Consider the following 26,132-nt stretch of genomic DNA (forward strand, 5'->3'; position numbering starts at 1 on the left):
ATGGAAACTAAACCGCCTTTACCGCCTTTTACTTTAGAAACAGCATTAATCAAAGTTCAAGCGGCGGAAGATGCCTGGAACACTCGTAACCCTCAAAAAGTTGCCTTAGCTTATACCGAAGATTCCCAATGGCGCAATCGGGACGAGTTTTTTAGTGGACGAGAGGCGATCGCAGCTTTTTTACAACGCAAATGGGCAAAAGAGTTAGACTATCGCCTCAAAAAAGAACTTTGGAGTTTTACCGATAATCGCATATCTGTCCGTTTTGAGTATGAATGGCATGACACGGCGGATAACTGGTATCGCTCCTATGGCAACGAACAATGGGAGTTTGCGCCCAACGGTTTGATGCAAAGGCGATACGCCAGTATTAACGATGTTTCAATTCTTGAATTTGAAAGAAAGTTTCGCGTATGAATAAACAACAGTTGATTGTAGAACTTCAGTCTGCGGGTTTGAAACTAGCCAACGCCGAAATTGGCGCGGCGGGACGCATTGGAGGCGCGGGACCTTCGGATCATAAAGCTGTAACTGTAGGCGATACAACAGTAATGATTCCGATATTTAACAGTCCCGCAGCTTCTTCGCCTTACACGGTTAAAGAGCAAAAATTGCAATTAAATGGAGAAGATATTAGCACGGTTGCTTTCCCCTCAGAACCAAAGTTTTATAGTTTAACGACTTCTGACGGGATTCCTTACAAACAAATTGCCTTATTACACAGCAAGGATGTATTAGCTACAACGGTTTTGCAAACTTGTATCCGTTATGGAGATACAGCAACATCTTGTCAGTTTTGCGCGATCGGGCAGTCTTTAGCCGCCGGGAGAACGATCGCCCGAAAAACCCCTTCTCAATTAGCCGAAGTTGCCGAAGCCGCCGTGCGGTTAGATGGAGTAAAGCACATGGTAATGACGACCGGAACACCCAGTACGAGCGATCGCGGTGCAGCCTACCTGACTCAATGCGCTAAGGCTATTAAAGCTAAAGTAAATATCCCAATTCAAGCTCAATGCGAACCTCCTGACGATTTTATCTGGTTTGAACGCATGAAAGAAGCGGGAATCGATAGTTTAGGAATGCACCTAGAAGCCGTTGAGGATAAAGTTAGAGCAAATATTATGCCGGGGAAAGCTACAGTTAGTGTAGATTATTACTTCCAAGCATTTACCGCCGCCGTTAAAGTATTTGGTTGGGGACAAGTAAGCACCTATTTATTAGCAGGTTTGGGAGATAGTTTAAAATCGCTCGTAGAAATGAGCGATCGCCTAATTCAAATTGGCGTATATCCTTTTATCGTCCCTTTTGTGCCAATTACCGGAACTCCTTTAGCCCACCATCCCACCCCTAGAAGTGAATGGATGTTTGCCCTTTACCAAGAAGTAGGGGAATTATTACAACGTTCGGGGATGTCATCAACAGATATCAAAGCCGGATGCGCTAAATGTGGGGCTTGTTCTGCTCTTGCCAATTTTGAAGGGAAATAAACAAGTTATGTCACTATACAAATTTATTATTGCCACATCACCCCAGCATATTAACGATTATTTTGCTTTGCGTCGCGCTATCTTTGCTGAAGAACAGCAGCTATTTGAGGGAGATGATCGCGATGAAATAGATAAAATTGCTTATCCCATTGTGGCAATTACCCCAAATAACCAAATAGTCGGCGTAGTGCGAATTTACGAAGTTCAACCGGGGGTTTGGTACGGCGGTAGATTAGGGACGCATCAAGACTATCGCAAAGGTTGGCAAATTGGCAAAGGACTAATTTATAAAGCTGTTACTACCGCTAATACTTGGGGATGTCAGCAGTTTTTAGCTACCGTACAGTTACAAAACGTGCGTTTTTTTGGGCGGCTACACTGGGAATCAATTGAAGAAATGACTATTTGCGATCGCGCTCATCATTTAATGAGCGCCGATCTCAATTTTTATCCCCCCAGCACTGAAATTCGTCCGTTTAACCTTCATTCAACCGTTGCCTCTTAATGTTATCGTCCCTTGCAGCGCGTCTAAATCAATCTCTCAGCATTTTACAAAAGCAAGACATTCAAACAGCATCCCAAGCCTTAAATATTGGCTATCGCACTCAAATCTTGCTAGGCGATGATTGTGCGGCGATTCTTGACGGCGATGGATATTTACTTTTAGCCGCCGAAGGAATGTTACCTTTGCTAGTTGATACCGATCCTTGGTTTGCTGGCTGGTCGGCAATTATGGTAAATGTTAGCGATATCTATGCAATGGGCGGAAACCCGATCGCCGTAGTGGATACTTTGTGGAGCGATCGCCTAAATAATGATGCTCTTTGGGCAGGTATGAAGGCAGCTTCAGAAGCTTACAACGTCCCCATTGTTGGCGGTCATACCAATTGCCACAGCCCTTACAATGCCCTTTCTGTAGCTATTTTAGGACGAGCAAAGCAATTAATTTCTAGTTTCAAAGCACAACAAGGCGACTTGTTATTAGTAGCTGTGGATTTCCAAGGGACATCTCACCCTCAGCATAACTTTTGGAATGCGGCAACTACAGCAAATCCCGTTCAGCTACGCCAGAATTTAGCCCTTTTACCCCATTTAGCTGAAACTGGACTATGTGATGCGGGTAAAGATATCAGCATGGGGGGAATTATTGGTACGTTATTAATGTTGCTAGAAACTTCTAACTGTGGCGCAGTGTTGAATCTAGATGCAATTCCTTGTCCCCAAGAACTACCATTAGAGCGTTGGTTGCTTAGTTTTCCCAGTTACGGCTTTTTACTTAGCATTCGTCCTGATAATGTAGCGGCGGTAAAATCTTGTTTTCACAATCAAAATTTAATCTGTGAAGTTGTGGGAGAAGTGCAACAAGACCAAAAACTCGTTCTAACTTCAACTACCGAATCGGTTGTATTTTGGGATTTATCTAATCAACCATTAACGGGCTTTTCTCCCCCATAAATAATCCTATGCCAGAAGTTCGTTTTCAAGTTCAATGGTCAGACGGTACGAAATCTCTTTGTTATTCGCCATCTTCCGTTATCAAGAAATACTTTACGCCTAACACCGACTACGATTTAGATGATTTTGTATCCCGTAGTCGTACCGCTTTACTTATTGCCAGCGATCGCGTTCAAGCCAAGTACGGGCGACCTTGTGGTTTAGCTTTAGGACAAATAGCAGAAATTGAAGCTAATTCTACCAAATACAAAGATTTGTTAGCGCCAAAAGTCCGATTCATCCAGTTTATTGAATAAATTTTCCTTAGTTAATTACTTTTCACCCCACAATGAAAGTAAGGATAATAATGAACAGCGTGACTATTACCAGCAACGAAGAAGGAGCAAGTCACTGTTCTCAAAGAGACTCGAGACTACTTAAAATTGGAGATGAGCGACAAAATTGACTTTGTAATTGATGGAAACAGCATAGTCAAAGTAATTCTCCTTACTGTACCAGTTACATCATCGGCTGGGATACTATACAGTCCCGATATGCCTGCCGTGACTCTTGAAGATATGGAAACTTCAATTCATTAAATACAGGTTCAATCGTATCAGTATTAGACCGCGAAGTGGCACAGGATTTCGCTTGTTAAGCTAGAGTTACCATGAGGAAAGCGTACAGGATTTGGCGGAAAAAGAGAATATTCCGTTGTGGCACAATGTGATCGCTCAATGGATTGAGCAGCATCGCGGTAAGAAGGTTTCTTTGCAGCAACTACAGCAAGCGTTAGGTATGCCCTTAGTAAAAGTTTGGCTAGGGTTGCTGCATTCGCCTACGCCTTATCAGTGGGAGTGTACAGGGGATTTTTATCGGGATGCGCGGGATTTTTGGATTAACAATTAATACAAATACACTCGACGATCTAAGCCCCAGCGATACCCGTTTCTACGTCTTTGGTTATAAGTTTGTTTAATCAGTGAGCTATTAATGAGATATTAAATTGCAAAACTAATTAAAATAAAAAATTTATGGCAACCGAGCAAGAGCTTCAATCCCTTTTTGATACTTTAGATGGCGACAAAGATGGCAAAGTTTCCATTAATGAGCTTTTTTTAAGTCCTGGCTTAAGTGCCATCATCTCATCAGAAACTGGTATCAGTAGCCCCCAGGAGTTACTATCACGGTATGCTTCGGGCGAAGACGGTAGTATTACCTTTGAAGAATTAAAGCAAGCAGTTAAAAATGCAAATAATTTAACCTAGTAGTCAAAAAAACCAATACCCAATGCCTAAAATCCCTCTCTAGCTCACGCTTCGAGGGATAAAAAATTTCTAAGTCATGGCAATTGAGCGCAAGCATTGAATATGCCCCTAGTAGAGGTTTAGAGCTTGGCTCTTGCATTCGCCTACGCTTTATCAATAGGACGGGCAGGGAGAGTTTTATTGGGATGCAAGGGATTTTTAGGTTATCAATTAACAAAGTGTTAGGGTCGAGGGCTGGTATTATCCAGCGCCCCTCCCTGTTAGATCCGGACGTGAAACTTTCGCCTCATCCGGCTCCCGATTCAATTAGGCTGTGCCTTTTGCTCATGTGAAGATAATCATGACAACTCTCATGTAAGGCTTCCAGATTCTTGTAGTCCCAGTTGTGGTGGTTTTCATCTTTATGGTGCAAGTGAACTCGCTCCTCGGATGTCATCTTTAATCCACATCTGGCACATGAATGGTTTTGTCGTTTTAGGACTTTAGGGGTTACACCGTCGTAGAGCTTACTGTTACGTTCGCTCCAATAGGTCAAATCGCCGTCAAAAGGTGATTTATTTCCTTTGACGTTAACGAATTTGTTTTCGGAGTAAGGGACTACTGAAAAAGCTTTATCTAGCAATGTTTTGCTAGTGTAGCGATTCTGTTTAGTTTCCTTATTGAACACCTTCTTCGCTCTTGTTTTGATGAAATATAACGAGTTTCTAGACCCGTCCATCTTACAAAAGCGGTGGTAATATCTCCAACCCCTAACTACCGGGGCTAATCTTGTAGCCTTTTCGGTAGCACCATAGTTACTGTTGTTGACGATGTGTTTTGCTTTCTTACGAAAAGCTTTGAAATTATCCACTGAGGGAACACATCTAAACTTTCCGTTACTCTGCACTTTAAAGTGCCAGCCGAGGAAATTAAACCCATCGGTCGTAGCGGTTAGCTTGGTTTTCTTTTCGCTTACCTTTAATCCTCGTTCTGCTAAAAATTGACTGATTCGTACAAGTATTTGGTTTGCATCATCTTCGGGTTTTAGAATGTATACCATATCGTCCGCGTATCGGACGCTTCGGTGTAATTCCTCAATCCCGTTGAGAGCAATATTAGCTAGTAATGGGCTAACGACCCCGCCCTGTGGCGTTCCTTGTTCGGGAAACCCTGGATTGACTCCTGATTTAAGGCAGCGAAAAATTCCTGTCTTAATGCCTAGAGGGGCAATGAGTTTATCCATGATGGATGAGTGGTTAATCCGGTCGAAACATTTTTCGATATCTAGTTCTATGACTCGCTTATCTATTCCTTTGGCGTTAGAGCTTAGATTAAGGAACAAAATCTTCTGGGCATCATGAGCCGAGCGTCCTGTCCTGAATCCGTAGCTCCTAGCGTGGAAGGTTGCTTCGTGGGCGGGTTCTAAAGCGTGTTTTGCTAGACATTGCCAGCACCTATCCGCGATAGTGGGAACAGTACAGTAAGACTGCACATAATTTCAAGTCACTTTTGGGAAGTTGTGTCACTATCATCAATCCCATCCACCCGTTATGTGGTCAGTGTGTTGTAATACAGCAAATTCGTAAAGTTGGTCAAGAGACTAAAGTAACTGTAGAGAGTCCTTTTGGGGGATTTTTGTCTCTACCAGCAACGGAAACCGATCTATGGACACAGCAAGCTTTCACAGTCCAAACAGTCGGGAAGTTTTTACCTGAGAAATTACTGCGATTAAGCGAATGGGTAGCTCGGCGAGCGCAAATTATAACGTCCGAATCTTCTTGTGTTCTTGATGATATTGAAGTCGAACCCAAGAAAAAAAATGAGAAAAAAGCATCTACTAGCAACCGCTCAACCCAAAAACGAAGAAAGGCTAAGTCGCCTCATAAAGCTAACAGCACGGTTAGTGGACAAAATACTCTCCACTCAACAGACAGAGAAAGCGATAACTAGGAGTAAACCAGATGAATAATAAAATTAGTTCAACCCATCTGGAACGCCGCGCTGTTGTGTATTTAAGACAGTCAACACCCAAGCAGGTAGAATTTCACCGTGAAAGTACTGAGAGACAATATGCCCTAGCTGACCGTGCATTAACCTTGGGTTGGGACAAGAGCCAAATAACCATATTGGATAGCGACCTTGGTAAAAGTGGTCAAAGCACAACGGGACGAGAGGATTTTCATCGACTAATGGCTGCTGTTGGTTTAGGAGAGGTGGGGGCTGTGTTAGCTCTGGAAGCCTCAAGATTTTCTCGTTCCCAAGCAGATTGGCATAAACTTTTAGATATCTGTGCCCTTACAGACACCTTGGTAATTGACCACGATGGGATTTACGACCCAAATGATTTTAATGACCGAGTGATACTGGGGTTTAAGGGAACTTGGAGCCACACGGAACTACATGGTATGCGCTTACGGTTACAAGGAGCCAAACTCAATAAAGCTAAAAAAGGAGAATTACGCTGTTCTCCACCTACTGGCTATGTCTACAACCCAGAAGGGAAATTGGTGTTAGACCCAGATGAAGGGGTAGTTGCCGCAATACAGTTAGCCTTTTAAAAGTTCCGCGAACTTAGAACAGCATTTAAGGTGATGCGCTACTTTTGTGTAAACCAAATTCCTTTCCCAAGAAGACGTTGGCGACCTGGGGATATTGGTACACTTCATTGGGGACCAGCCAACCTTAGTCGTATAACTGCCCTACTGCACAACCCAACTTACACCGGAACCTACGTATATGGTAGACGACGCAGTTTTAATGTAATTGAGGAAGGGCAAATAAAGAAGGTTAAAATCAAACAATTACCCCAAGAAGAATGGAAAGTAATCATCCACAACGCTCATGAGGCTTACATTAGTTGGCCAGAATATTTGTCTAATTGTGAGCGACTCAGACACAATTGCCCAATTTCTTTATCAGATGGATGTCCAGGTACACCTAGAGAGGGCTTTGCTCTCCTCCAAGGTTTAGTAATTTGCGGTAAATGCGGTCGTCGTATGAGTCCTCGCTACCACGGTACTGGTGGTTGTAGAGCAGCTTACGAATGTACCCAAGCTCGAAAACAAGATGGTAGCGTCGGTGCTTGCTGGAGCGTTGCGGGAGCAGCCATTGATACAGCCGTTTCCGTCCATGTGCTGTCAGCTTTTACGGACGAGCAACTAGACATTTCCCTTGCTGTCCTATCTGAACTTGAAAATATTGCCGATGAGGCAGATAAAACATGGCAACTGCGACTGGAAAGGGTACGTTACGAAGCTGAAAGAGCTTTTCGACAATATGATGCAACCGAGCCAGAAAATCGTTTAGTAGCCCGTACACTAGAAAGGCGATGGAATGAAAAATTACAACAGTTAGCAGAGTTAGAAGAAGCATACCAAAAAGCCCGCCAAGTACAACGGCTGGAATTAACAGCAGTGCAACGGCAACAAATTTTACAGTTAGCCAATGATATTCCCACACTTTGGCACGCCAGTACTACTACGAACCTTGAGCGTAAAGAAATACTAGGGCTGTTAGTAAAACAAGTTGTTATCACCCCAATTGATGCTCCCTCTCGTTCCACTCGTGTCCAAATACTTTGGCATACAGGAGTTACAAGTGAGTTGATTGCGACACGCCCAACAAATGCAGAAAAATTCCGAACACCCAACGGGGTCATTCAACTCATTGAAGAATTAGCTGTAGGTCGAACTGATAGCGAAATTGCTCATGAACTCAATCGCCGAGGTTTAGTGGGTGGTACTGGGCGTGCTTTTACGAAAAAAGGTGTCGCCTGGATTCGTTGGAAGTTTGGGATTGAAAAGCCTTTAAGTAACCCACAAGTAGCACACTTAGGGGTTAGTCCAGAAGGTTACTATTCCACCAGTGCCCTGGCTCTTAAACTTGGTGTTGGAATTCATACTGTCTATTACTGGCGAGACAAAGGAATTATTCAGGCATTTCAAGAAACTCCTAAAAGTCCTTGGTGGTACATAGTCACACCCGAAGTTTTAGAGACTTTACGTGAAAAAATCCGCCGCGTACCAGTTAAATCTGAATAATACCAGTTTGATAGTCAGCCGAAAACAATAGTTTGAATCGTTAACCCCTTTGAGTAATTTTGTACTCAAGGGGTTTTATTGTCTATCGGGGGAAGGCTTTTCAATAAATTTTTCACCATTAAAATGCCAAGCAATTCCATCGGGATCATGAAGAGAAGTCCATTGCCCAAAATTGGGAGCATTTTTCTTATGACGAAGGGTGCTGGGAGAAACATTTAATCTTCTTGCTAAAGCAGCACCAGTGAGGTGAAGTGGTACTTGTTGGGAATTTTTACTTTCGGATTTATCTAGTGAGCTATAAGGTAAGTCGCCAAGTGGCTTACTATTGAGCGATGATACTTTGGGATGATTATTTTCTGCGCTCAGTGGTAAACCATCAAGTGAGTCATAAACTGGCTCACTGATGATTTGCTTCAACGAGTCATCCAGCAGTTCACTTGGTAATTCACTATGGGGCAGCGTGCTTTCCTGAACTGGTAGGTAGTTTAAGATAGATTCGGTAGTTGGCTTGACTGGTAGTGGCTCATTTGATAGCTTACTGTTGGTGGAGTCGGTTTCATAAACAGATGACTTCACTAATTGAGTGTCACCATCTGCTCCAGTTGTTTGTAGCTCACTTTTAGATGTACTCACGGACATTGCTACAGACTCGTTTGTCAAATCAAAGGTTGTGTTAGGTGATTTTTTTTGTGGCTCACTTAATGCCTCACAGTTGTCAGGCTGATGCAGATATTTCTTTGGCAATAGATCCTCACCAGAAGAAAGAAAAGTATCCTGACTCATTGCCTGCTTGAGTGCTGCTACATCAGAAACCAGACTGCTCACCTTCACCTCTAAATCCTCAATCCGCTTTGGTGTGCCTGATAGCTCACTTGGTAGCACATTAGGTATGCTACCACCTAGGTAAGTCTCAAGGATTGCCACAATAGCGGCAGAATCTGACTTTAATCCTTGAGAGTGCTTAAATTCAACCAGTCGTTCATAGACTTGGAGTGGCGGGTAGGCTGCTATACGGGGATTTTTTGTTGCCATAGTTTGTAGATTTCCACACTTGATACAACTCTAGCCTACCCCATTTATAGCTCACCTATAGCTCACTCTTTACTCCTTTTTTCATGTTCGCTTGTTGACAAAAATGTGTGCCTAGGAAAGAAAATGTTCTAAATTACACCATTTGTGATTCACTCGTAGCTCACTTTTTTCCGTGCTACTTTCACATCTATTTCTGATTGCTTTGTTTTGCACGTAGGCGTACATCGCCGTAGAAATCGTTTGCTTGTGGTCAAATCTCTACCCAATCGCAGCGCATTCAGTGGAGAATAATCATAGATAAGAAAATATCCCTAAACTTCATTGAATCGAAGTGCAATATGAATACACCGTCGGAACTTTTAGCATCCGCATTGTTCCATCCTTTTTAGGGATGGGGATTTCATGTAGCTTATTGTGCTTCCATGTGTTAACATTTTCCCTAAGATTCTGACTTAAGGTGAAGCGTTCCTCAAATGTGAGGGATGCTTTGCCGTCAACCCCCGCCGTTTTCTTACCAGCGTTCAACTGAGTTACTTGGCGTATAGCCAGAAATCTTGCAGCCTTTGACTTCAAGATAAGTTTTTGTAGATACTTCGCTTTGCGCTTGTCTCCAACATTCACTGCTTTCCACACTCGTTTTTGCAAGCGGAATAAATCCCTCCGAAATTTCTTCCAGGGGAGATTCTTCCAAAGTTCACTAGCGTTGTCGCTGTGTCTAACCATGCTCTGCTCCAGAAAAGTGTGTTCTTTGAACCTTGACCCAATTACGGGTCATCCTACCCAGTCTGCGGGATTCCGCTTCTCGTCTAGCCTACTAGGGTTACGAAGCCCCAGACCTAACAGACTGTTTTTATTCGTTCCTCTCGTTTGATTGATCGTTCCCTTAGATGGATTCAATTCAACCGCCAGAACCCCACACTCTTGTCGCTGTTAAAAGAAAGACGCGACGGGATACTAATCTCTGGCGTGGTCAGGCTAGGTATTGCTACCTTCCAGGGTTCCCTGGTTTACGTCCTGCCATTAAATGGGTTGCTTTTCTAGAATCTGTTTCATCAATAGGAACTCCCTGTTAGCGCCAGTGTCAGCCCGTAACGGCTGTCTGATTGCGCCCTGTCCCCGGCTCCGCTCTACCGATTTCCCCGAAGGTACTCCGAGTCGGTTCGGCGCGGGCAGATAAGGAGTCATGCCTGAGTTTGGCAGGTAGGGCTTTCACCTACATCAATCGAGAAGTTCAACCTATAATGACAGTAATCTGCTGTCAGGCTGGAATGCTTATGTACGGGTTGTTTACCGTGATTCAGCATTCAACGAATCGCACTCTTTTCTTTAATTACCTTTCACCTTACAATTAAGTAAGGAACTATAGTAAGGCATTACGTTAATGAAAAGCGCTACTATTACCAGTAAAGGTCAAGTCACTATTCCCAAAGAGATTCGAGACTACTTAAAGTTAGAAATTGGCAGCAAAATTGACTTTGTAATTGATGAGAACGGGACTGTTAAGATAATTCCCCTCACTGTATCAGTTACAGCATTGTCTGGAATGCTACGCCGTCCGGGTCTGGCTGCCGCAACTATTGAAGAAGATATGGAATTAGCGATCGCTCAGGGTGCTTGTGATTGCACTTGATACCAATATTTTAGTGCGTTACGTGACTGCTGATGACCTAGAGCAGTGGCAATTAGCCGCCGCGCTAATTGAAGCAGAGGGGCAATTGTGCTTTCTCTCTAATATTGTTCTTTGTGAGTTGGTTTGGGTACTTCAAGGTAAACCTTACCAATTTACTCGTCCACAAATTTCTGGCGTTCTGGAAGCCATGCTTGCCACTCCGGTGATGGAGTTTGAGAACCGATCCGCCGTCTATCAAGCTTTACAGCGCATGAAAGTGGGAAAAGCCGATTTCTCTGATTACTTAATTGGCGCAATCGCTCATCAAGCTGAGTGTTCTACTACTTATTCCTTTGACCGTAAGCTAATTGGTGAAAAAGGTTTTCAGTATCCACGCATTTCCGACAATACAATAGATAGCGACCGGGTAAAAAGTTGATTCCTTTATGACCAAGCTTCCCCCACGCAAACTCCCTTTTTCAAACCGCCGGGATCGCCAATTCCTCTACCTTCATGAAGTTGATGCCCTGATCGCTGCAAGCATCCATTCCCGCGCCCCGACTCGCAACCAAGCTCTAATTATGCTCCTGTTCTGTCAAGCGCTACAACCATCGGAAATCTGCTGGCTGCGCTGGTGCGACCTCAATTTTACTGCCCATACTCTGCTCATTGTTCGTAATCGATCTAAGTCCCTCCGCCTCCAGCCGCAAGTTGTAGTCAACCAACAACCTTTGTGTCCTGCGGAAATTGAGATTTTGCAGGAATTAATACAACTTAGTAAAACTGACTGGATATTAGAGAGCGAGAGAAAACAACGCCTAAGCGATCGCTCTTTACACCACATCGTTCACCAAGCTGGCAAGCAAGCTGGTTTACCCCTTCCCGTCCATCCCTATATGCTTCGCCGCTCCGGGCTATATTATCGCGCTGCTCTATTGCTTCAAAGAGCCAACTTGTCGCTGCATGAATGCTGCCTGCTGTGGAATTATTACGCTACATCCTCTGCAATGACTGCCTCTGCACAAATTGAGTATAGGGCAATTGAACGCAAACGTGAGGAAACTTTTTTACTTGCTTTTGAGCAGATTAAAGCTTTTGCTGGCATTAGCAGCGATGAAAATGTTATCGACTATCTTTTGGGCGCTTATTTATTATCTCCCCATTTATCAGAAATTTTCGATAACTACTGGCTAACCCCCGCCTACTGGCGTTTGAAAACTTTGCCGAAAACATTTAAGTCTATTAGAAGCACCTATTCTTAAAAGCTTTGTATTAGAACTGTAGCTACTTTAACTTCAATCCCTGTACAGCTTGACGCTTAGTTTCCTCTCCTCGGCGGTCATACTTAGCGGTAGTAGCTGGAGACGCATGACCAGCCAACTGCTGCACAGTGAATGTATCTGTATTAGCATCGAACAAGTTTGAGCAAAAGGTGCGCCGGAAGTCGTGAGGAGAAAATTGCTCAACCCCTGCTTTTAGCGCTCGTTCTTTCACAAGCTTGTAAATACCATCTCCATCCTCAGCGAAATGCCGCTTTTCGGCTCTACCTCCTTTGTTGACGGGACAAATTAATGCCCCTGGTTCGTTACCCCTAATTTTTAGCCAATCCTCTACAATCTCAAGAGCTTCGGCGGTCAGATAAACAATGCGCCGCTTTTCTCCTTTTCCGCGCTGCACAACAATTGAGCCACTCGTGCGGTCAAGGTCAGCTAATACTAAACGTGCCAATTCTTGCCGTCTGATTCCGCCCGTTCGCAAAATCGCAATTACTGCCGCATCTCGTAAATCTATGGGCTTAGGGTTAACAAAGCAACTAGCAATCAATGCACTAATTTCTTCACTTGTTAAAGCTCGACCGCGCAAGCCAAGGGAGGTTTTTAGCGACGGTAAGGCGATCGCTTTATTGTAATGGGTCATCTCGATTAAATCCAATTGGTAAGCTTCTAATAACACTCGCCGCAAAGCTACCAGCATTCTGTTTACTGTAGTAGCAGCTAATTTTTGTTTCAGAGCCGTACGAACTGCTGCCGTATGACGATAGCGAAGTTTCGACCAGTCTAAAGTCATAGCATCACATTCTCCCGCCGTCAATAATGAGGCAATTTGATTTAACGCCGAACGCATTGCCCGCTCCGATCCCAGCGTTAACGAGCCGAGGTAAACGGCGGCAGGATGATTGCTTAAAGGGACAGGCTCAGTGAGCTTGAGCGTAACGATTTCATTGGCGGACAACAGGCGCATTACTCTTGAAAACTTACCTTCTCAAGAGCTATTTTCTCACAAAGTAAAGCAACTAATCGTCAATCTTTTTACTGCGGTGCTGACAGATATCTAAAACTGCCTAAAGCCTCAGCAACACTATCGAACTTTACTTTACTTACCAATCAAAACAGCTTGGTTACTTCCTCTAGTTACAGAACCGTCCGCACTCATCAATAGAGGCTGCCCCAAAACCACCGCCAGCTTACTTTGAGCTACAGGCTTGTTATCGACGACACACAACATTCTTCTATTTAGAGTGACGCTATCAAACCCGATAAATACTTGACCGTTAACTTGGAGAGAGCGATTATTTTTGGGGGAGATGAAAGACCCGAAATGCGGTAAAATGTCTCTATGTCCGACTCTGAGCAAGTAACCGTTTACCAACTCAAAATTTTCATCCTAGGCATCAGTCCCATGATTTGGCGACGTATTAAAGTTCGCAGCGACAACACGATCGCCGATCTGCACTACATCATCCAGATCGTAATGGGCTGGACAGACTCCCATTTGCATCGCTTTGTCATCCACAAGAAAGATTACGGCATCGCTCAAATCGGTGGTATTTCATTCTCTGACGATCCCAGCCTAAGTCAAACTAGCTGACTTGGGCTGGCGTGTAAAAGAGCGGTTTTTATACGAATATGACTTCGGCGACTATTGGCAGCATCAAATTCGAGTCGAGAAAATACTTACCTCCAAATCAAATAACTTAGAGCCAGTGTGTATTAGTGGCCAATGTGCTTGCCCTCCAGAAGACTGTGGTGGCGCGTGGCAGTTCATGGCAAAAAAACAGGCATATTGGGTCGGTTACATCGTAGAACAGGTTACACTCTTGCGGTCAACGTTTAGAAGAAGAATTGGGTGAAGAAAAAGGAGGATATATCGAAGGTTGTCAGCGAGAATGGGAGAAATTGCCGATACCCAACTTACCTCTAGTTGTGGGAATGGATGGAGGATATCTTCGCTCTACTAAACCCAAATTACGCGACAAAAGTAACTTTGAAGCCATTGTAGGCAAGAGTGTCAAAGCTGATGGTACATCCAAGCGGTTCGGGGGAGTTCATGGCTACGACACCAAACCCCATCGGCGGATCTTTGAGGTTTTGAAATCTCAAGGAATGCAGATGAATCAACAAGTGACATTCATGTCAGATGGTGATGATAAGCTCCGCCAACTCCAATTTGCCCTTACCCCAAATGCTGAATACTTGCTGGATTGGTTTCACATTACGATGCGACTCACTGTAATGAGTCAGACAGCCAAAGGACTTAAAAAACAAGATAATGAATTAGAGCTAACTAAAAAATTAGAACAAATTAAATGGTATTTGTGGCATGGCAACATCTTTAGAGCTTCACAACTCATCGAAAGCCTTATTGATGATCTTGAAGTCGAGATTTTTGATGGCAACGATCGCCCAGAAGTGAAAAAACTATTTAAAATGGTGCGGGAGTTTGAAACATATATTTCTAACAACAGTGGTTATATTCCTAATTATGGAGAACGGTGGCGCAATGGTGAAGCAATTGCAACTGGCTTCGTAGAATCGACGGTCAATCAAGTTATTACCAAGCGGTTTGTCAAGAAACAGCAGAGGCGCTGGACTCCCAAAGGTGCCCATCTTTTACTGCAAGTTAGATTATCAGTTTTGAATGAAGATTTCCGCAGTAAATTTCAGCAATGGTATCCTGGTTTGAGAACGGGAGATTGCCTAGCCGAGACAAGGGCCATAGCCTCATAAAAATCAGGATTAAATGGGCTTCGATTGACTTTTCAATCTGTGAATATTTATTCAACAAAGGTTGTTAGTGTGTGTCTAGATATTTACCAACTTTGGAGCATAAGTTGGTAAAATTGGAGTGGATACTCTCAGTTTTTGGGGAGTTGAGTCATGACATTAGCAACCGTCCCACTATCGAAAGTTGGTAAAACCGAAAAGCGAGCTTCTAAATCTCCTAATTCTCGCAAATATTCAGAAGTTAGAACTAGAGAATATTTATTATTGGCAGAAATTGAAGCGATGCGATCGGCAGTTAAAAAAGGCAAGGGTCGTCATGCTCACCGAGATTCAACTTTAATTTTGCTAATTTATCGTCATGGATTGCGTGTAGCTGAAGCATCAGCATTGCAATGGACACAGATAGATTTTAATGGAGGGACGATTTACGTCAAGCGAGTTAAAAAGGGAACTTCTTCGGTGCAACCGCTATATGGTGACGAGATTCGGTCACTTCGCAAGCTACAACGAGATTATCCTGCTAGTCCCTATGTTTTTCAGTCTTCGCGATTTGGGCCGTTAGCTCATGATACGGTTGGTGGCATTGTCGAGCGGGCTGGAGAGTTGGCTGCTTTACCGCCCGTTCATGCCCATATGCTGCGGCACGGCACGGGTTATTATTTGGCGAACCGAGGTATTGATACTCGGACAATTCAGAGCTATCTGGGGCATAACAATATTCAACACACAGTGCGTTATACCGAACTTGCTTCTACCAAGTTTCAAGGGCTGTGGGATAGTTGACTGTAGTATCGTGAATCTTATTGTCTATCTCCCCCGAAAAAAATCGCTCTCCTTGAACTGGGGAAACAGCAAAGAGCAATCTTCAGAAAAAATGCTCGGTTTTTTATTGGGAAAACCGATAAAATCCTCTAATGTGAACTTATTAAACTTTAGGGTAGCAAGATACGTGGGTCTTTTTGGTTTTTTTAATCAGTCTTCTTTATCTAGGGACATGGGTATCGATCTCGGTACTGCCAATACCCTCGTTTTTGTATCTGGTAAAGGTATTGTTTTGCAAGAGCCGTCAGTAATTGCCATCGATTCCAAAGACAAACAAACCCTAGCTGTAGGAGAAGATGCCAAAAAAATGTTAGGCAGAACTCCCGGTAGCGTCGTTGTAAGTCGTCCCTTACGCAATGGCGTAATTGCTGACTTTGATACTGCCGAATTAATGCTCAAGCATTTTATCCAACGAGCCAATGGCGGCAGAACTGTTAACCCACGCATTGTCGTTGGCATTCCTAGCGGCGTTACGGGCGTAGAACAACAAGCCTTGATGAATGCAGCTCTGCGGGCGGGAGCAAGAGAAGTTCACGTCGTCGATGAGCCATTAGCAGCAGCCATTGGGGCGGGATTGCCCGTAACCGAACCCATTGGCAACATGATTATAGATATCGGCGGCGGGACGACAGAAATTGCCGTGCTAAGTTATAACGGAACAGTGGAAAGTGAATCGGTGCGAGTGGCTGGAGATGAGCTAAATGAGGCAATTATCCACTACATGAAAAAAATTCACAATATGATTATTGGCGAACGCACCGCCGAAGAAGTCAAAATTCGGATTGGCTCGGCTTATCCTACCCGTAATGATGATGATGCGGTGATGGAAGTAAGAGGATTGCATTTACTTTCAGGATTGCCACGAACAGTCACAATTAAAGGGCCAGAAATTCGGGAAAGTATGTCAGAACCACTACTTGTAATTATTGAGGCAGTAAAGCGCACCTTAGAGAGAACCCCGCCCGAACTTGCCGCCGATATTGTCGATCGCGGTATTATGCTGGCAGGAGGTGGAGCTTTATTGCGCGGCATAAATACATTGATTAGTCATGAAACAGGCATCATTACCCACATAGCTGATGAACCTTTAAACTGTGTAGTTTTAGGTACAGGGAAAGTATTAGAGAACTTTAATCAAATGGAACGAGTATTTAGCGGGCGTTCCCAACATCAGTAACCTGTGTATGCAATGCGTCGATGGTGGGATAAAAATAGGTGGCAATTGATCGGTACTTGTTTGGCATTAGTTGGGGCTTGGATAATACGCCAAACTCAGGGTGCTGCCATTAGCGAAGTAACTAATATAATTACTCGCCCCTTTCAAGATCCAATTCAAGTGGAAAAGTTGAACGATGCCCGCAGCATCGAATTACTAGGGCGGCTAGTAGAACAAGAGCGTCAAAATCAACAGCTAAAAGAGTTACTAGACTATCGAGCCACGCAAAAAAAACCGCAAATGATTGTTGCGCCAGTTATTGGACGCAGTGCGGATTTGTGGTGGCAACAAGTAACTTTAGGGCGCGGTAGCAGTGCAGGTATCCGAGTAAACTTTGTTGTTACGGCTCCCGGCGGTTTGGTCGGTAGAGTAAGTAGCGTTACTCCAAATACTAGCCGCGTTTTGTTAGTTAGCGATGTGACAAGCCAAGTTGGGGTAACTATCAGCCGTAGTCGATATACGGGTTTGCTTAGAGGGCAATCTTCAACTAGGGCAATCATGCAATTTTTTGATAAAGTCCCCGATGTTCGCCCTGGCGATTTTGTGGCTACTTCGCCTTATAGTCAAATATTTCCGGCGGGTATACCAGTAGGGAGAGTGGAAACAATTAATTTAACCAAAAGCCCTGCCCCGGAAGCAGCGATCGCTCTGACTTCACCGTTAAATTATTTAGAATGGGTTTTTGTGTACGCAAAACCTGGCAGTCAGGAAAATAAATAATTAATTTTGAGGAAAAAGTTTTTGCGCCAAATTTTGCCAAAAGGCTTAATTCCCACCTATTTGTTGAACTGGACAGTGATTGTTGGCTCTTTAGCTATCTGTTTATTCCTTTTACCCCTGCGCTTACCAGGCGTAGAATTATTAGGGATCGCTCCCAACTGGCTATTAATTTGGGTGGTGTGTTGGAGTGTCAAACGCTCAATGGGAGCAGGTTTGCTTGCAGGTATAGCTTTAGGCTGGTTGCTAGATGGCATGACTTACCCAACCCCTACTCATACTTGGAGCTTGGTAGTTGTGGGCATTTTGACGGCACGGTTGCACAAAACGCGCTACTTGCAAGAAGATTTTATTTCTATTGCTTTAATTGTTTTTGGCATGACTATACTGGCAGAAATGATCATGGCGGTGCAATTTGCTTTTCCTGCCTCGACGCTAAATATTACTGAAGCTATAGATAAATTAAGGCTGAATTTAGCTTACCAATGGATTTATCACCAGCAAACAGCTTTATCGAGTGCGATCGTTAGTAGTCTTTGGGCCCCAGTGGTTTATTATCCTCTTAATCGCTGGTGGCAAAATCCGCCGCCAAATCCTAGTTCATCGATTTAGGTAGATATTGGCGATCGCCTTTATAATGTTGCCCAGAATTAAAAATAATCTATTACGTGAACGTTCCCCCAGATGCCACCCCCAATCCGCAGCCCCCAACGGTAGTTACTGCCTTTGATAAAGAGATTATGCAACGGTGTTTGTCTCTAGCTCGTAACGCCCTAGGACGCACCGCCCCCAATCCCTTAGTTGGCTCGGTAGTAGTCCTAGATGGCAAAATTATTGGTGAAGGATTCCATCCCGGCGCAGGTCAACCCCACGCCGAAGTTTTTGCCCTGATTGCCGCCGGAAACCTTGCCGTGGGAGCAACACTTTACGTTAACCTAGAGCCTTGCAATCACTACGGGCGCACTCCTCCTTGTAGCGAGGCAGTAGTCGCGTCTCAAGTGTCCAAAGTCGTAGTCGGGATGGTAGACCCCGATCCGCGCGTCGCTGGCGGTGGCATTGCTAGATTGCGCTCGGCGGGTATCGAGGTGGTGGTAGGAGTCGAAGAAGCAGACTGTCGTCAGTTAAATGAAGCTTTTATTCATCGCATTCTCTACCAACAGCCTTTTGGCATTTTGAAGTACGCCATGACTCTAGACGGCAAAATTGCCACAAGTAACGGTCATAGTGCCTGGATCACTGGGGAAATTGCCCGTAATGAAGTACATAAATTACGGGCTGCTTGCGATGCGGTGATTGTGGGGGGGAATACTGTTAGGCTAGATAATCCTAAGCTGACAAGTAGGCTTGCTGATGCTGCCAATCCCTTGCGGGTAGTTATGAGTCGTAGCCTAAATTTGCCTGCAAACGCTCACTTGTGGGAAAATATGGAAGTCGCCCCAACTTTGATATTGACTGAAGTGGGGGTAAATAGAGATTTTCAACAACTGCTCTTAGCTAAAGGAGTAAAAGTTGTAGAATTAAACCCTTTGACACCAACAGAGGCAATGAAGTATTTATATTCTTTGGGTTTAATGTCCGTATTGTGGGAATGTGGAGGAACTTTAGCCGCTAAAGCGATCGCCTGTGGAGCCGTTCAAAAGGTACTTGCTTTTATTGCTCCCAAAATTATCGGTGGTAATCAGGCTTTTTCCCCCGTAGGTGAATTAGATTTGACCAACATGACTCAAGCTCTCACTTTAGAGCGCTACCATTGGCGCAGTGTAGGCGCGGATTATTTGATGGAAGGTTATTTACCTATCAAGCAAATTGCTAAGGTCGATCCACCCATCGTCAATTAATTTCCTCTATTTTGTAGCCTGTTTATCAGTAGTACCGTATTTAAAAATGTCGTAATTATTAGCAGTAAACTTTAATAATTTATCCTATGACTTTAGAACAAAACGCAGAGGAAGAAGAAATGTTGACCCCTTACGAAGCCTACGAGCATAATGGTACTGCCGACCATCATACTGATGGCTTTAGTCAAGACCAAGAATTGCTCGATCCGCGTTTAATAGGGTGGGAGTTTAAAATTGTCCGTGCCAAGCGCAATTTATTCGCCGATCCAGCAGTTTTTCAGTTTTTATGTGCCGAGGAAGCGGAAGCTGGCTGGATTTTGCTTGAAAAGTTAGACGATCGTCGCGTGCGCTTCAAGCGACCTATTGCCCTTAGAGAAATTATTAAAGCTGAATTTCTTAATTACGATCCTTATCGCTGCTCTTATGGTTCTTCCTGGCAACCTAGTAAATGGCTCAGTGCGATCGCTCTATTGATTGCTGTAGTTGTTCCAGCTTACCTCGGCTATACCTTTGTGGCTCAATCTCTAGCCACCACTACTACTCGTTCAATGCAAAGTTTTCCTCCGGTAGCACCTTTGCCTAAACCTTGAACGTTAAGTTAAATCTAGTTTCTGTGGCTGTGCTGCTAATTAACGCTCTTGGGCTAAGTCGCGAATTAAGGTTAAACGCGACTCAATGTAGTCGCTGAGGATATCCGTCTGGCTACCATCTAAAAATGTTTTGGTAGTGGTTTGCTTGATCAACCACTGTACAAGGCTGGCATCATCGAGTTTCAATAAAGTATGAGCCTGTGTAGTTTCGACTACAGACCACAGCTGACGTAAAATTGCTGGAGTCATAAATACCTCTTCTTAATTATTTCTTTATCTTTTAAGAATATACTCAAGAGAACCATAAACCAACCAAAGAAACACACAAGTTGATACAAGACTTACTAAATACTTAACAATAGGATTTATATATTGACAATTGCCCTCGGTTATGAGGAGGCAAATATGTCTTTGTGCAGATGCGTAACCAAAAACAAGTAATAGTAGGGCAAATTAGTTGTGTGTCCAATTAGATAATAGGCGATCGCCTTAGCCACTAAATGAAACACTGTCCTGAAAAAACTACTTTGTGGCGCTCTTTACAGTCCAGTCTACCTCGTACACTAAAAAAATTATGACAAAACTGATTTTAATTACAGGTGTAAGTCGGGGTTTGGGTCTAGCGATGGCAGAGCAGTTTGTGCAAAAAAAATATACTGTGATTGGTTGTACGCGATCGCCAAGCGTTGCAGAAAAGTTACAACAAAAATTTGGTTCTCCCCACAAGTTTACCGCCGTAGATGTCAGTAACGACAGTCAAGTAAAAACTTGGGCAAATCAAGTGCTTACACAATATTCGCCACCGGATTTGTTAATTAACAATGCTGGTTTAATCAATCAATTAGCATCTCTTTGGCAAATAAGCGCTGACGAATGCGATCGCATTATTGATGTAAATATTAAGGGAGTAACTAATGTGATTCGCCATTTTGTCCCGGCGATGGTAGAAAAAAACAACGGTGTGATTGTCAATTTTAGTTCCGGCTGGGGACGCTCTACTTCTCCTCAAGTTGCACCCTACTGTGCTTCTAAGTGGGCAATTGAAGGGCTTACGCGCTCCTTGGCTCAAGAATTGCCGTCAAAAATGGCAGCAGTTCCTCTCAATCCTGGTATCATTCACACAGATATGTTAGAAATCTGTTTCGGTGAAGAAGCAGCCGACTATACATCAATTCAAAACTGGGTAAAAAAAGCTGTGCCTTTCTTACTCCAGTTAAGTGTGAAAGATAACGGCGTAGCTTTAACTGTGCCAAGTTAATTAATTGCTAACAAATATCTTTGCTGTATATTCAGGAAGGTTTACTGTTAGTCCTTCACTACCAATTTTAACTTCCGAGGTATCCAACCACTCGCGCCACACTTCACCCGCAGGAAAATTAGCAACTAGGTAGCTGTCAAAAACATGACTTCCTAAATTAATAACTACAACTACTTGACTACCAGAATCATCCCAACGCCTGTAAGCAAAAACTCTCGCTTCTGGGTTTTCGTGGAAAAATTCAATGTTGTCGCTTTGCAAGGCGGTACATTCCTTTCGTAAAGAGATTAACTGCTGGTAATAAACAAATAAATCTTTATTTTCTTCTCGTTTTAACAACGGCCAAGCAATTTTTTTCGGTTGAGTTACAGTTTCACTTTTGCGCTTATGTTCGCCAAACTCCTCCCCCATCCACAACATCGGTATACCCACCGCCGTCATTAGTAGTACAGCACCTAATTTAGCTCTAGTAAAAGCGGCCTCGTCAAAAATACCGCGATCGCCTAATTCCCTCATGGTACGCTGGCGATCGTGAGTAGCTAAATAATTGACTACATTTGTCGCCATTGCATAGCCTTGTTGCTTGGGATCTAAAACTTGCTTGAGTTCGCCTAAATTAAAGTTTTCGCCGCAGATATGAGGCATGATAAAGTAACGAAAACTCTCATGCCAGCAAGCATCTAAAGGCCCTTCAGGGGCAGTAATGGTACTGGTATCGGGGATATTTTCGGCAATATTATAAAATGGTTTATTGGCGGTATTTTTCTTTGATTGATGAGCTACCCAGTCTAAAAATTCATTATTAGCTAATTGGCGCACCGCATCAAAACGAATTCCATCAATATGATATTCCTGCACCCAAAAACGGACTATATCCCCGACGTATTTCCAAGCGGGTTTAACATCTAGTTTTTCGTCGTAGTTATTGTAGTTAAATTCTGGGCCCCAATGATTTCCCGGATCTTCTGGGTAGTGCATATTTTCGTAGTACCAGTAATTTCGGTCTATTTGCAATAGGGGACATTCTTCATCTGTATGGTTATAAATCCCATCCATAATTACCCGAATACCTCTAGCATGACATTCATCAATAAATTGCTTTAATTCTTCGGTAGTTCCATAACTAGACTCTGTAGCAAAAAAGTGACGAACTTTATAACCCCAACTATAATCGCCGGGATACTCATTGACGGGCATTAATTCAACCGCATTTATGCCTAAGTCGCGCAAATAGTCTAATTTAGAAATTGCATCTGTATATTTTCCTTTCCTGTCGTCGTCTATTTCTCCGCCTGTAAAATCAGCTATATGCAGTTCGTAAATAACTAATTGACGGTTTTCTGGCAATGGGACATTATCATGTTGCCAAGTATAGGTATCAATAATGCGATCGCCACCTTTGACCCTAACTAAACCATATTTCTTTTCGTCATCCACATCTGTAGCGTAAGGATCGACAACTTCTATCCAGCTATCGGCTTCAAACTGCGGACTTTTTGTTTGAATGCGAAACTTATATTGATAAACTCCATCCGCCAAATCTACCTGAGTGCGAAAATAGCCATCTTCGCCTTTTTCCATTGGTACGTCTTCCCAGTTAGAAAAAGAGCCAATCAAAGCCGCTTGTTGATTGCGTGGAGCAAATAAATTAAACTCTATAGAACTTGCCATCGATTTCCCTTTGTCTTGTGCGGAAAGAAAGTTTTAGTAATTAATACCAGCGCCGAGCGCCGATATTAAATTTACAAGCATTCACTTGTTTTTTGCTTCTTTCCTAAGAGACATCCAGAAGTTTTATCGGGAATATTTAATTATCTATATTAATAAAAAAATAAATAATGCTACAAATTAAACTTTGTTTTAGAATCAACATTTTTAAGTAAGAATTGCAGTTTTTGATAAATGGTTATTGAAAGCTCAAATTTATGGCTTTGTAATCTCATTCATAAATTGGGTCATGGCTTCAAGTTGTGAAGGTATCAATACGCAATGCACCAGTAGTTCTAAATTTAATTCGGATAAAAGTTCGCTGCGGGAGACAGATTCATAATTATCGCTGCGTAATCAATACAAAGAAAGTTGATTGTTTTCCCCTGCACGAGTGGCGCTACCTACAGGAAAATTGAGTATATTCCTGTAAAAAAAGTAAGCTGCTATTAAAGTAGCGATCGCGCAAGTTCCAAAAACGCGAACAAACTAGCAACTCTGCAACGTACCCGATTCTAGTTGTTCTAGATAGATAAACTCTGGAGACTTTACACCCGCCTCTATTCTGATTTTGACGAGTTCGGGAGATTCAAAAAATGTTTTGGCATCCTCTATTGATGTCCAAGCGGAAAAATGCACTATTTTGTTAGCATCACTTTCATACTTTAAAACTTGATAAATTCTTTCTCCAGCATCAAAGCGGATATTCGCCGCCCGATCAAAAATCTTCTTCCATGACTTATAGTCTTCAACTTCATGGATGATTAATACATAGTGCATAAATTGATAATCAAACTTTGATAATTATCAGTATATTTAAGCACAACTTTGAGAAAAGGGAAGGTAATTGAGCATCGGAAACTGCTAAATTACCCGTTCCCAATTAACCAAGCAATTCCATGGCGCGTTTAACTAAGTTTTCCGCCGTTAACCCATTAAACGCCATAAGTTCGGCGGGACTTGCGGTAGTTTCTCCTCGCTTCCAAGCAAAGGTATCGCGCTTTGAGTTGCTGCGTAACATAATTGGTTCTAACATCCCACTTGCACCAGCAGTTACACCAATTAAAGCATCACCGCCAAATAACTCCTCAAAACCCCCATCGCTTAAAAATTCGCCATCGGGTTCGCTGCAAGTATCCCAAGCTACATCGGTAGGACGATATAAGCGACGAGGATTGACAACAGAAACAATGCGTACCCCGATTTCTTGCGCTTCTAAATAAGTCGCTGCTTCAAAAACTGGCATAAGTACCATATCGCCAATTACCGCAAATACTACTGTTTTCGTACCTTTTACATCTTGAAGTGCGATCGCGCCCTTAACTAAAGCTTGTCTACTTTGCTCGAATGTAGTCCGAATTGGCAAAGGCGACTTACTAGCAGTAATTACAATCCCTTTATTTTTAGTAGATAACGCCCACTCATAGCAAGTTTGAATACTATTCGCATCCGGGGGAAATACCGGGAAAACGTTGCCATTTCGCATCATAGCGGCAAAATAAGCCTCAATTTCTGGGCGTTGGTGCGTCCAACCATTGCGCCCTTGCTCTAAAGCCCCCGCAGTAAATAAAGTAACAACTGATGGTGTAGGACGGCGCAATTCTGCCATTGCTTGAGTTACAGTCTGCATAATTGGCAAACCATTAATCGCAAAGGATTCGTAAGAACACCATAGAGTACGGCTACCCATTAAACACAACCCCACAGCTAAACCCGCGCAAGCATCTTCGCTTAAAGGTTCGTAAACTTGCCCAGTAGGGTTTTGAAAATATAGATCGTCGGTAGTAGGGTGGACAATTTTTAAAGCTTGGTTAATGTTGGCAATTCCTGATGCTTCATTGCCATCAGCGTTAGTGACAATAAAATTGCGATCGCTTTTTCCCACCATCCCGACGATTTTTCCCATAGCCGTTGTAGCTACTTTGGGTTCTCTCCCTACAGCATATTCTTCTAAACCTAGTTCGCCCAGTTCTGATAATTCATAAACCGATTCTGTAACCGATGTCCGCCCCGCCGAGCCTCCTCCAGAGCGTTCAAAGTTGTTTCGCACCAATTCCCACGCCGCCGGGGTTAAGGCACGAGTTTTGAGGGCGTTTACTATCTCTGCGTTATCTAAAGTGTGCATGGCATAGAGGTTATGAGATTTTGCCCCTTTAGCGTGTACTCCCGCACCTTTTAGCTGCTTAATAATCAATACTGTTAGTTTGCCACCCAAAGCCAATTTAGCAGCGCGATCGACGGCTACAAGCACCGCTTTAGTGAATTCTAAACGATGCTCAAAAGAGAAAGCGGTGCTATCAACGTAATCTCCTGGTTGATTTTTGTCGTCAAAGTCTTTGGCATTAACTAAAATCACTTCCTCAAAGCCGTTACCTTGCCAATAAGCAATCATCTCTGCATTAGATTTTGTCGAAACCATGCTGTGATGTTCTTGGCTAAAACCATTCCAGACTAAAACAGGTAAAAAGTTAGTTACATCAGGATAAGCGGTGTGGAAGTGCGCCATCGAACTAACAATATACGGTTCTCCCAAGCCACCATCGCCGACAGTAAAGGGAAATAGCTTATCTCTATGCAGTTTAGCGGCGGACATGGCGAAATGTTGCCCTTGTCCTAATGGGCCTGCGGGGGCGAGAATACCAGGTATAAAGCCCGATAAATGACCTAAAAGCCCGTGTTTTTCGCGGTATCTGTCGCGCAATTGTTGCACATTGACTATTCCCATGTCTTCTAAAGACTTATCTAAAAACATGGCACTATAAAAACCGGGGGCATGGTGTCCGACTTCAGTAATAATATTTTTATGCCCCAGCATAACTAAAGCCGCGTAAGCCTCCGCTTGACTTGCAAAGCCTCCGGGATGTCCTGATGCTTTGCTGGCGGTAACTTGCAATGTTAGGTAACGTAAGGCATCGGCTGCAAGTAAGGTTTGAAATACAGCATCGGGGGATTGAGGATCAGTAATCGCTGTTTGATTAGGCGCGATCGCACATTCTTTGCCATACGTCTCAAATTCTGGCAATTGTTCGCCAAAATACTGAATTCCTTGACAAAAATCTGGAATTGATACTTTTGTTTCTTGAGTCGATGCCGTCATGCCTACTTTCCTTCTAGTTAATTATTTAACGTTT

The 26,132-nt window shown here is 43.3% G+C and carries 33 protein-coding genes and 2 pseudogenes; 25 read left to right on the top strand and 10 right to left on the bottom strand.

Annotated elements, in window-relative coordinates; all coding sequences use genetic code 11:
• From SYN7509_RS0218135 to SYN7509_RS0218165, 8 genes are all read left to right on the top strand, one after another.
• Positions 1-417 (top strand): nuclear transport factor 2 family protein, encoded by a 417-nt coding sequence (locus SYN7509_RS0218135; protein ID WP_009631601.1) that lies wholly within the window; start codon positions 1-3, stop codon positions 415-417.
• Entirely contained in the window at positions 414-1,487 is a 1,074-nt protein-coding gene (locus SYN7509_RS0218140; protein ID WP_009631602.1) for an MSMEG_0568 family radical SAM protein, read from the top strand. Before SYN7509_RS0218135 ends, SYN7509_RS0218140 begins: the two co-directional genes overlap by 4 nt.
• A gap of 7 nt (positions 1,488-1,494) precedes the next feature.
• A complete protein-coding gene (locus tag SYN7509_RS0218145; RefSeq protein WP_038021013.1) occupies positions 1,495-1,992 on the top strand; it encodes an MSMEG_0567/Sll0786 family nitrogen starvation N-acetyltransferase in 498 nt (165 codons plus the stop codon).
• Positions 1,992-2,942 (top strand): sll0787 family AIR synthase-like protein, encoded by a 951-nt coding sequence (locus SYN7509_RS0218150; protein WP_009631604.1) that lies wholly within the window; start codon positions 1,992-1,994, stop codon positions 2,940-2,942. The genes SYN7509_RS0218145 and SYN7509_RS0218150 overlap by 1 nt, the downstream gene beginning before the upstream one ends.
• Positions 2,943-2,950: 8 nt before the next feature.
• Positions 2,951-3,238, top strand: a complete 288-nt coding sequence (locus SYN7509_RS0218155; protein WP_009631605.1) for an MSMEG_0570 family nitrogen starvation response protein — start codon at positions 2,951-2,953, stop codon at positions 3,236-3,238.
• A gap of 132 nt (positions 3,239-3,370) precedes the next feature.
• Positions 3,371-3,520 (top strand): hypothetical protein, encoded by a 150-nt coding sequence (locus SYN7509_RS28725; protein WP_009631607.1) that lies wholly within the window; start codon positions 3,371-3,373, stop codon positions 3,518-3,520.
• A 91-nt stretch (positions 3,521-3,611) separates the two neighbouring features.
• Positions 3,612-3,830, top strand: coding sequence for a hypothetical protein (locus SYN7509_RS26330; RefSeq protein WP_038021015.1), 219 nt, complete (start codon positions 3,612-3,614; stop codon positions 3,828-3,830).
• 125 nt (positions 3,831-3,955) lie between these two features.
• On the top strand, positions 3,956-4,189 hold the full coding sequence (locus SYN7509_RS0218165) for an EF-hand domain-containing protein (RefSeq protein ID WP_009631609.1): 234 nt from the start codon (positions 3,956-3,958) through the stop codon (positions 4,187-4,189).
• A 286-nt stretch (positions 4,190-4,475) separates the two neighbouring features.
• Here SYN7509_RS0218165 and SYN7509_RS26335 read toward each other — a convergent pair whose 3' ends face one another.
• Complete coding sequence (locus SYN7509_RS26335; protein WP_009631610.1) at positions 4,476-5,660, bottom strand: group II intron reverse transcriptase; 1,185 nt, start codon at positions 5,658-5,660, stop codon at positions 4,476-4,478.
• A gap of 17 nt (positions 5,661-5,677) precedes the next feature.
• Here SYN7509_RS26335 and SYN7509_RS0218175 point away from each other — a divergent pair, with 17 nt between their 5' ends.
• The 4 genes and pseudogenes from SYN7509_RS0218175 (at position 5,678) to SYN7509_RS26340 (ending at position 8,208) form a co-directional block, all read left to right on the top strand.
• Positions 5,678-6,118, top strand: a complete 441-nt coding sequence (locus tag SYN7509_RS0218175) for a hypothetical protein (RefSeq protein ID WP_009631611.1) — start codon at positions 5,678-5,680, stop codon at positions 6,116-6,118.
• A gap of 11 nt (positions 6,119-6,129) precedes the next feature.
• Positions 6,130-6,726: a recombinase family protein gene (locus tag SYN7509_RS30755; RefSeq protein ID WP_009631612.1), complete on the top strand. Its 597-nt coding sequence runs from the start codon at positions 6,130-6,132 to the stop codon at positions 6,724-6,726.
• Between the two features lie 21 nt (positions 6,727-6,747).
• Positions 6,748-7,053 (top strand): annotated as a pseudogene (locus SYN7509_RS31400) (recombinase family protein); the annotation flags it as partial.
• On the top strand, positions 7,039-8,208 hold the full coding sequence (locus tag SYN7509_RS26340; RefSeq protein WP_255327330.1) for a recombinase zinc ribbon domain-containing protein: 1,170 nt from the start codon (positions 7,039-7,041) through the stop codon (positions 8,206-8,208). The pseudogene SYN7509_RS31400 and the gene SYN7509_RS26340, both read left to right, overlap by 15 nt.
• A 75-nt stretch (positions 8,209-8,283) precedes the next feature.
• Here SYN7509_RS26340 and SYN7509_RS0218185 read toward each other — a convergent pair whose 3' ends face one another.
• From SYN7509_RS0218185 to SYN7509_RS31405, 3 genes are all read right to left on the bottom strand, one after another.
• Positions 8,284-9,240 carry a hypothetical protein gene (locus SYN7509_RS0218185; protein WP_009631614.1) on the bottom strand — a complete coding sequence of 319 codons (957 nt, stop codon included), beginning with the start codon at positions 9,238-9,240 and terminating at the stop codon, positions 8,284-8,286.
• Between the two features lie 318 nt (positions 9,241-9,558).
• On the bottom strand, positions 9,559-9,963 hold the full coding sequence (locus SYN7509_RS0218190; protein WP_009631615.1) for a reverse transcriptase N-terminal domain-containing protein: 405 nt from the start codon (positions 9,961-9,963) through the stop codon (positions 9,559-9,561).
• A 358-nt stretch (positions 9,964-10,321) separates the two neighbouring features.
• Positions 10,322-10,453: a hypothetical protein gene (locus tag SYN7509_RS31405; protein WP_255327316.1), complete on the bottom strand. Its 132-nt coding sequence runs from the start codon at positions 10,451-10,453 to the stop codon at positions 10,322-10,324.
• A gap of 168 nt (positions 10,454-10,621) precedes the next feature.
• On the opposite strand from SYN7509_RS31405, the gene SYN7509_RS0218200 reads away from it, so the two are divergent.
• The 3 genes from SYN7509_RS0218200 to SYN7509_RS0218210 are packed head-to-tail and all read left to right on the top strand — an operon-like array spanning position 10,622 to position 12,111.
• A complete protein-coding gene (locus SYN7509_RS0218200) occupies positions 10,622-10,870 on the top strand; it encodes an AbrB/MazE/SpoVT family DNA-binding domain-containing protein (RefSeq protein WP_009631616.1) in 249 nt (82 codons plus the stop codon).
• Positions 10,857-11,288 (top strand): PIN domain-containing protein, encoded by a 432-nt coding sequence (locus SYN7509_RS26345; protein WP_009631617.1) that lies wholly within the window; start codon positions 10,857-10,859, stop codon positions 11,286-11,288. Before SYN7509_RS0218200 ends, SYN7509_RS26345 begins: the two co-directional genes overlap by 14 nt.
• Positions 11,289-11,295: 7 nt before the next feature.
• Positions 11,296-12,111, top strand: coding sequence for a tyrosine-type recombinase/integrase (locus tag SYN7509_RS0218210; protein WP_009631618.1), 816 nt, complete (start codon positions 11,296-11,298; stop codon positions 12,109-12,111).
• 22 nt (positions 12,112-12,133) lie between these two features.
• Here SYN7509_RS0218210 and SYN7509_RS0218215 read toward each other — a convergent pair whose 3' ends face one another.
• Together SYN7509_RS0218215 and SYN7509_RS29830 are read right to left on the bottom strand one after the other, a co-directional pair.
• Complete coding sequence (locus SYN7509_RS0218215) at positions 12,134-13,090, bottom strand: tyrosine-type recombinase/integrase (protein ID WP_009631619.1); 957 nt, start codon at positions 13,088-13,090, stop codon at positions 12,134-12,136.
• Positions 13,091-13,222: 132 nt separating this feature from the next.
• The gene (locus tag SYN7509_RS29830; RefSeq protein WP_192819840.1) at positions 13,223-13,498 is read right to left on the bottom strand and encodes a hypothetical protein; all 276 of its coding nucleotides are present in this window, start codon (positions 13,496-13,498) and stop codon (positions 13,223-13,225) included.
• Between the two features lie 30 nt (positions 13,499-13,528).
• On the opposite strand from SYN7509_RS29830, the gene SYN7509_RS31410 reads away from it, so the two are divergent.
• The 9 genes and pseudogenes from SYN7509_RS31410 to SYN7509_RS26365 all read left to right on the top strand — a co-directional run bounded on the left by SYN7509_RS31410 (position 13,529) and on the right by SYN7509_RS26365 (position 20,036).
• Positions 13,529-13,717, top strand: coding sequence for an IS1096 element passenger TnpR family protein (locus SYN7509_RS31410; protein WP_192819841.1), 189 nt, complete (start codon positions 13,529-13,531; stop codon positions 13,715-13,717).
• A 1-nt stretch (position 13,718) separates the two neighbouring features.
• The gene (locus tag SYN7509_RS31415; RefSeq protein WP_038021017.1) at positions 13,719-13,979 is read left to right on the top strand and encodes a plasmid pRiA4b ORF-3 family protein; all 261 of its coding nucleotides are present in this window, start codon (positions 13,719-13,721) and stop codon (positions 13,977-13,979) included.
• Positions 13,933-14,856 (top strand): annotated as a pseudogene (locus tag SYN7509_RS26360) (ISKra4 family transposase); the annotation flags it as partial. The gene SYN7509_RS31415 and the pseudogene SYN7509_RS26360, both read left to right, overlap by 47 nt.
• A gap of 150 nt (positions 14,857-15,006) precedes the next feature.
• A complete protein-coding gene (locus SYN7509_RS0218230; RefSeq protein ID WP_009631622.1) occupies positions 15,007-15,636 on the top strand; it encodes a tyrosine-type recombinase/integrase in 630 nt (209 codons plus the stop codon).
• A gap of 166 nt (positions 15,637-15,802) precedes the next feature.
• On the top strand, positions 15,803-16,852 hold the full coding sequence (locus tag SYN7509_RS0218235; RefSeq protein WP_255327317.1) for a rod shape-determining protein: 1,050 nt from the start codon (positions 15,803-15,805) through the stop codon (positions 16,850-16,852).
• 12 nt (positions 16,853-16,864) lie between these two features.
• Complete coding sequence (gene mreC / locus SYN7509_RS0218240; RefSeq protein ID WP_009631624.1) at positions 16,865-17,611, top strand: rod shape-determining protein MreC; 747 nt, start codon at positions 16,865-16,867, stop codon at positions 17,609-17,611.
• Between the two features lie 6 nt (positions 17,612-17,617).
• On the top strand, positions 17,618-18,220 hold the full coding sequence (mreD, locus tag SYN7509_RS0218245) for a rod shape-determining protein MreD (RefSeq protein ID WP_227501510.1): 603 nt from the start codon (positions 17,618-17,620) through the stop codon (positions 18,218-18,220).
• 128 nt (positions 18,221-18,348) lie between these two features.
• Positions 18,349-19,446, top strand: coding sequence for a bifunctional diaminohydroxyphosphoribosylaminopyrimidine deaminase/5-amino-6-(5-phosphoribosylamino)uracil reductase RibD (ribD, locus tag SYN7509_RS0218250; RefSeq protein WP_084610743.1), 1,098 nt, complete (start codon positions 18,349-18,351; stop codon positions 19,444-19,446).
• 86 nt (positions 19,447-19,532) lie between these two features.
• On the top strand, positions 19,533-20,036 hold the full coding sequence (locus tag SYN7509_RS26365; RefSeq protein ID WP_009631627.1) for a hypothetical protein: 504 nt from the start codon (positions 19,533-19,535) through the stop codon (positions 20,034-20,036).
• Between the two features lie 39 nt (positions 20,037-20,075).
• Here the strand turns inward: SYN7509_RS26365 and SYN7509_RS0218260 are convergent, their stop codons facing one another.
• Positions 20,076-20,285 (bottom strand): hypothetical protein, encoded by a 210-nt coding sequence (locus tag SYN7509_RS0218260; protein ID WP_009631628.1) that lies wholly within the window; start codon positions 20,283-20,285, stop codon positions 20,076-20,078.
• A 325-nt stretch (positions 20,286-20,610) separates the two neighbouring features.
• Between SYN7509_RS0218260 and SYN7509_RS0218265 the strand changes: the two genes are divergently transcribed.
• Positions 20,611-21,294, top strand: coding sequence for an SDR family oxidoreductase (locus tag SYN7509_RS0218265; RefSeq protein WP_009631629.1), 684 nt, complete (start codon positions 20,611-20,613; stop codon positions 21,292-21,294).
• On the opposite strand, the gene SYN7509_RS0218270 is transcribed toward SYN7509_RS0218265, so the two are convergent.
• The 3 genes from SYN7509_RS0218270 to SYN7509_RS0218280 form a co-directional block, all read right to left on the bottom strand.
• A complete protein-coding gene (locus SYN7509_RS0218270; RefSeq protein ID WP_009631630.1) occupies positions 21,295-22,965 on the bottom strand; it encodes an alpha-amylase family glycosyl hydrolase in 1,671 nt (556 codons plus the stop codon).
• Between the two features lie 525 nt (positions 22,966-23,490).
• Entirely contained in the window at positions 23,491-23,781 is a 291-nt protein-coding gene (locus tag SYN7509_RS0218275; protein ID WP_009631631.1) for a hypothetical protein, read from the bottom strand.
• A 103-nt stretch (positions 23,782-23,884) separates the two neighbouring features.
• Positions 23,885-26,098: a phosphoketolase family protein gene (locus SYN7509_RS0218280; RefSeq protein WP_009631632.1), complete on the bottom strand. Its 2,214-nt coding sequence runs from the start codon at positions 26,096-26,098 to the stop codon at positions 23,885-23,887.
• Positions 26,099-26,132: the final 34 nt, after the last annotated feature.

This window comes from Synechocystis sp. PCC 7509 (assembly GCF_000332075.2).
In the GTDB taxonomy this organism is placed as follows: domain Bacteria; phylum Cyanobacteriota; class Cyanobacteriia; order Cyanobacteriales; family Chroococcidiopsidaceae; genus Aliterella.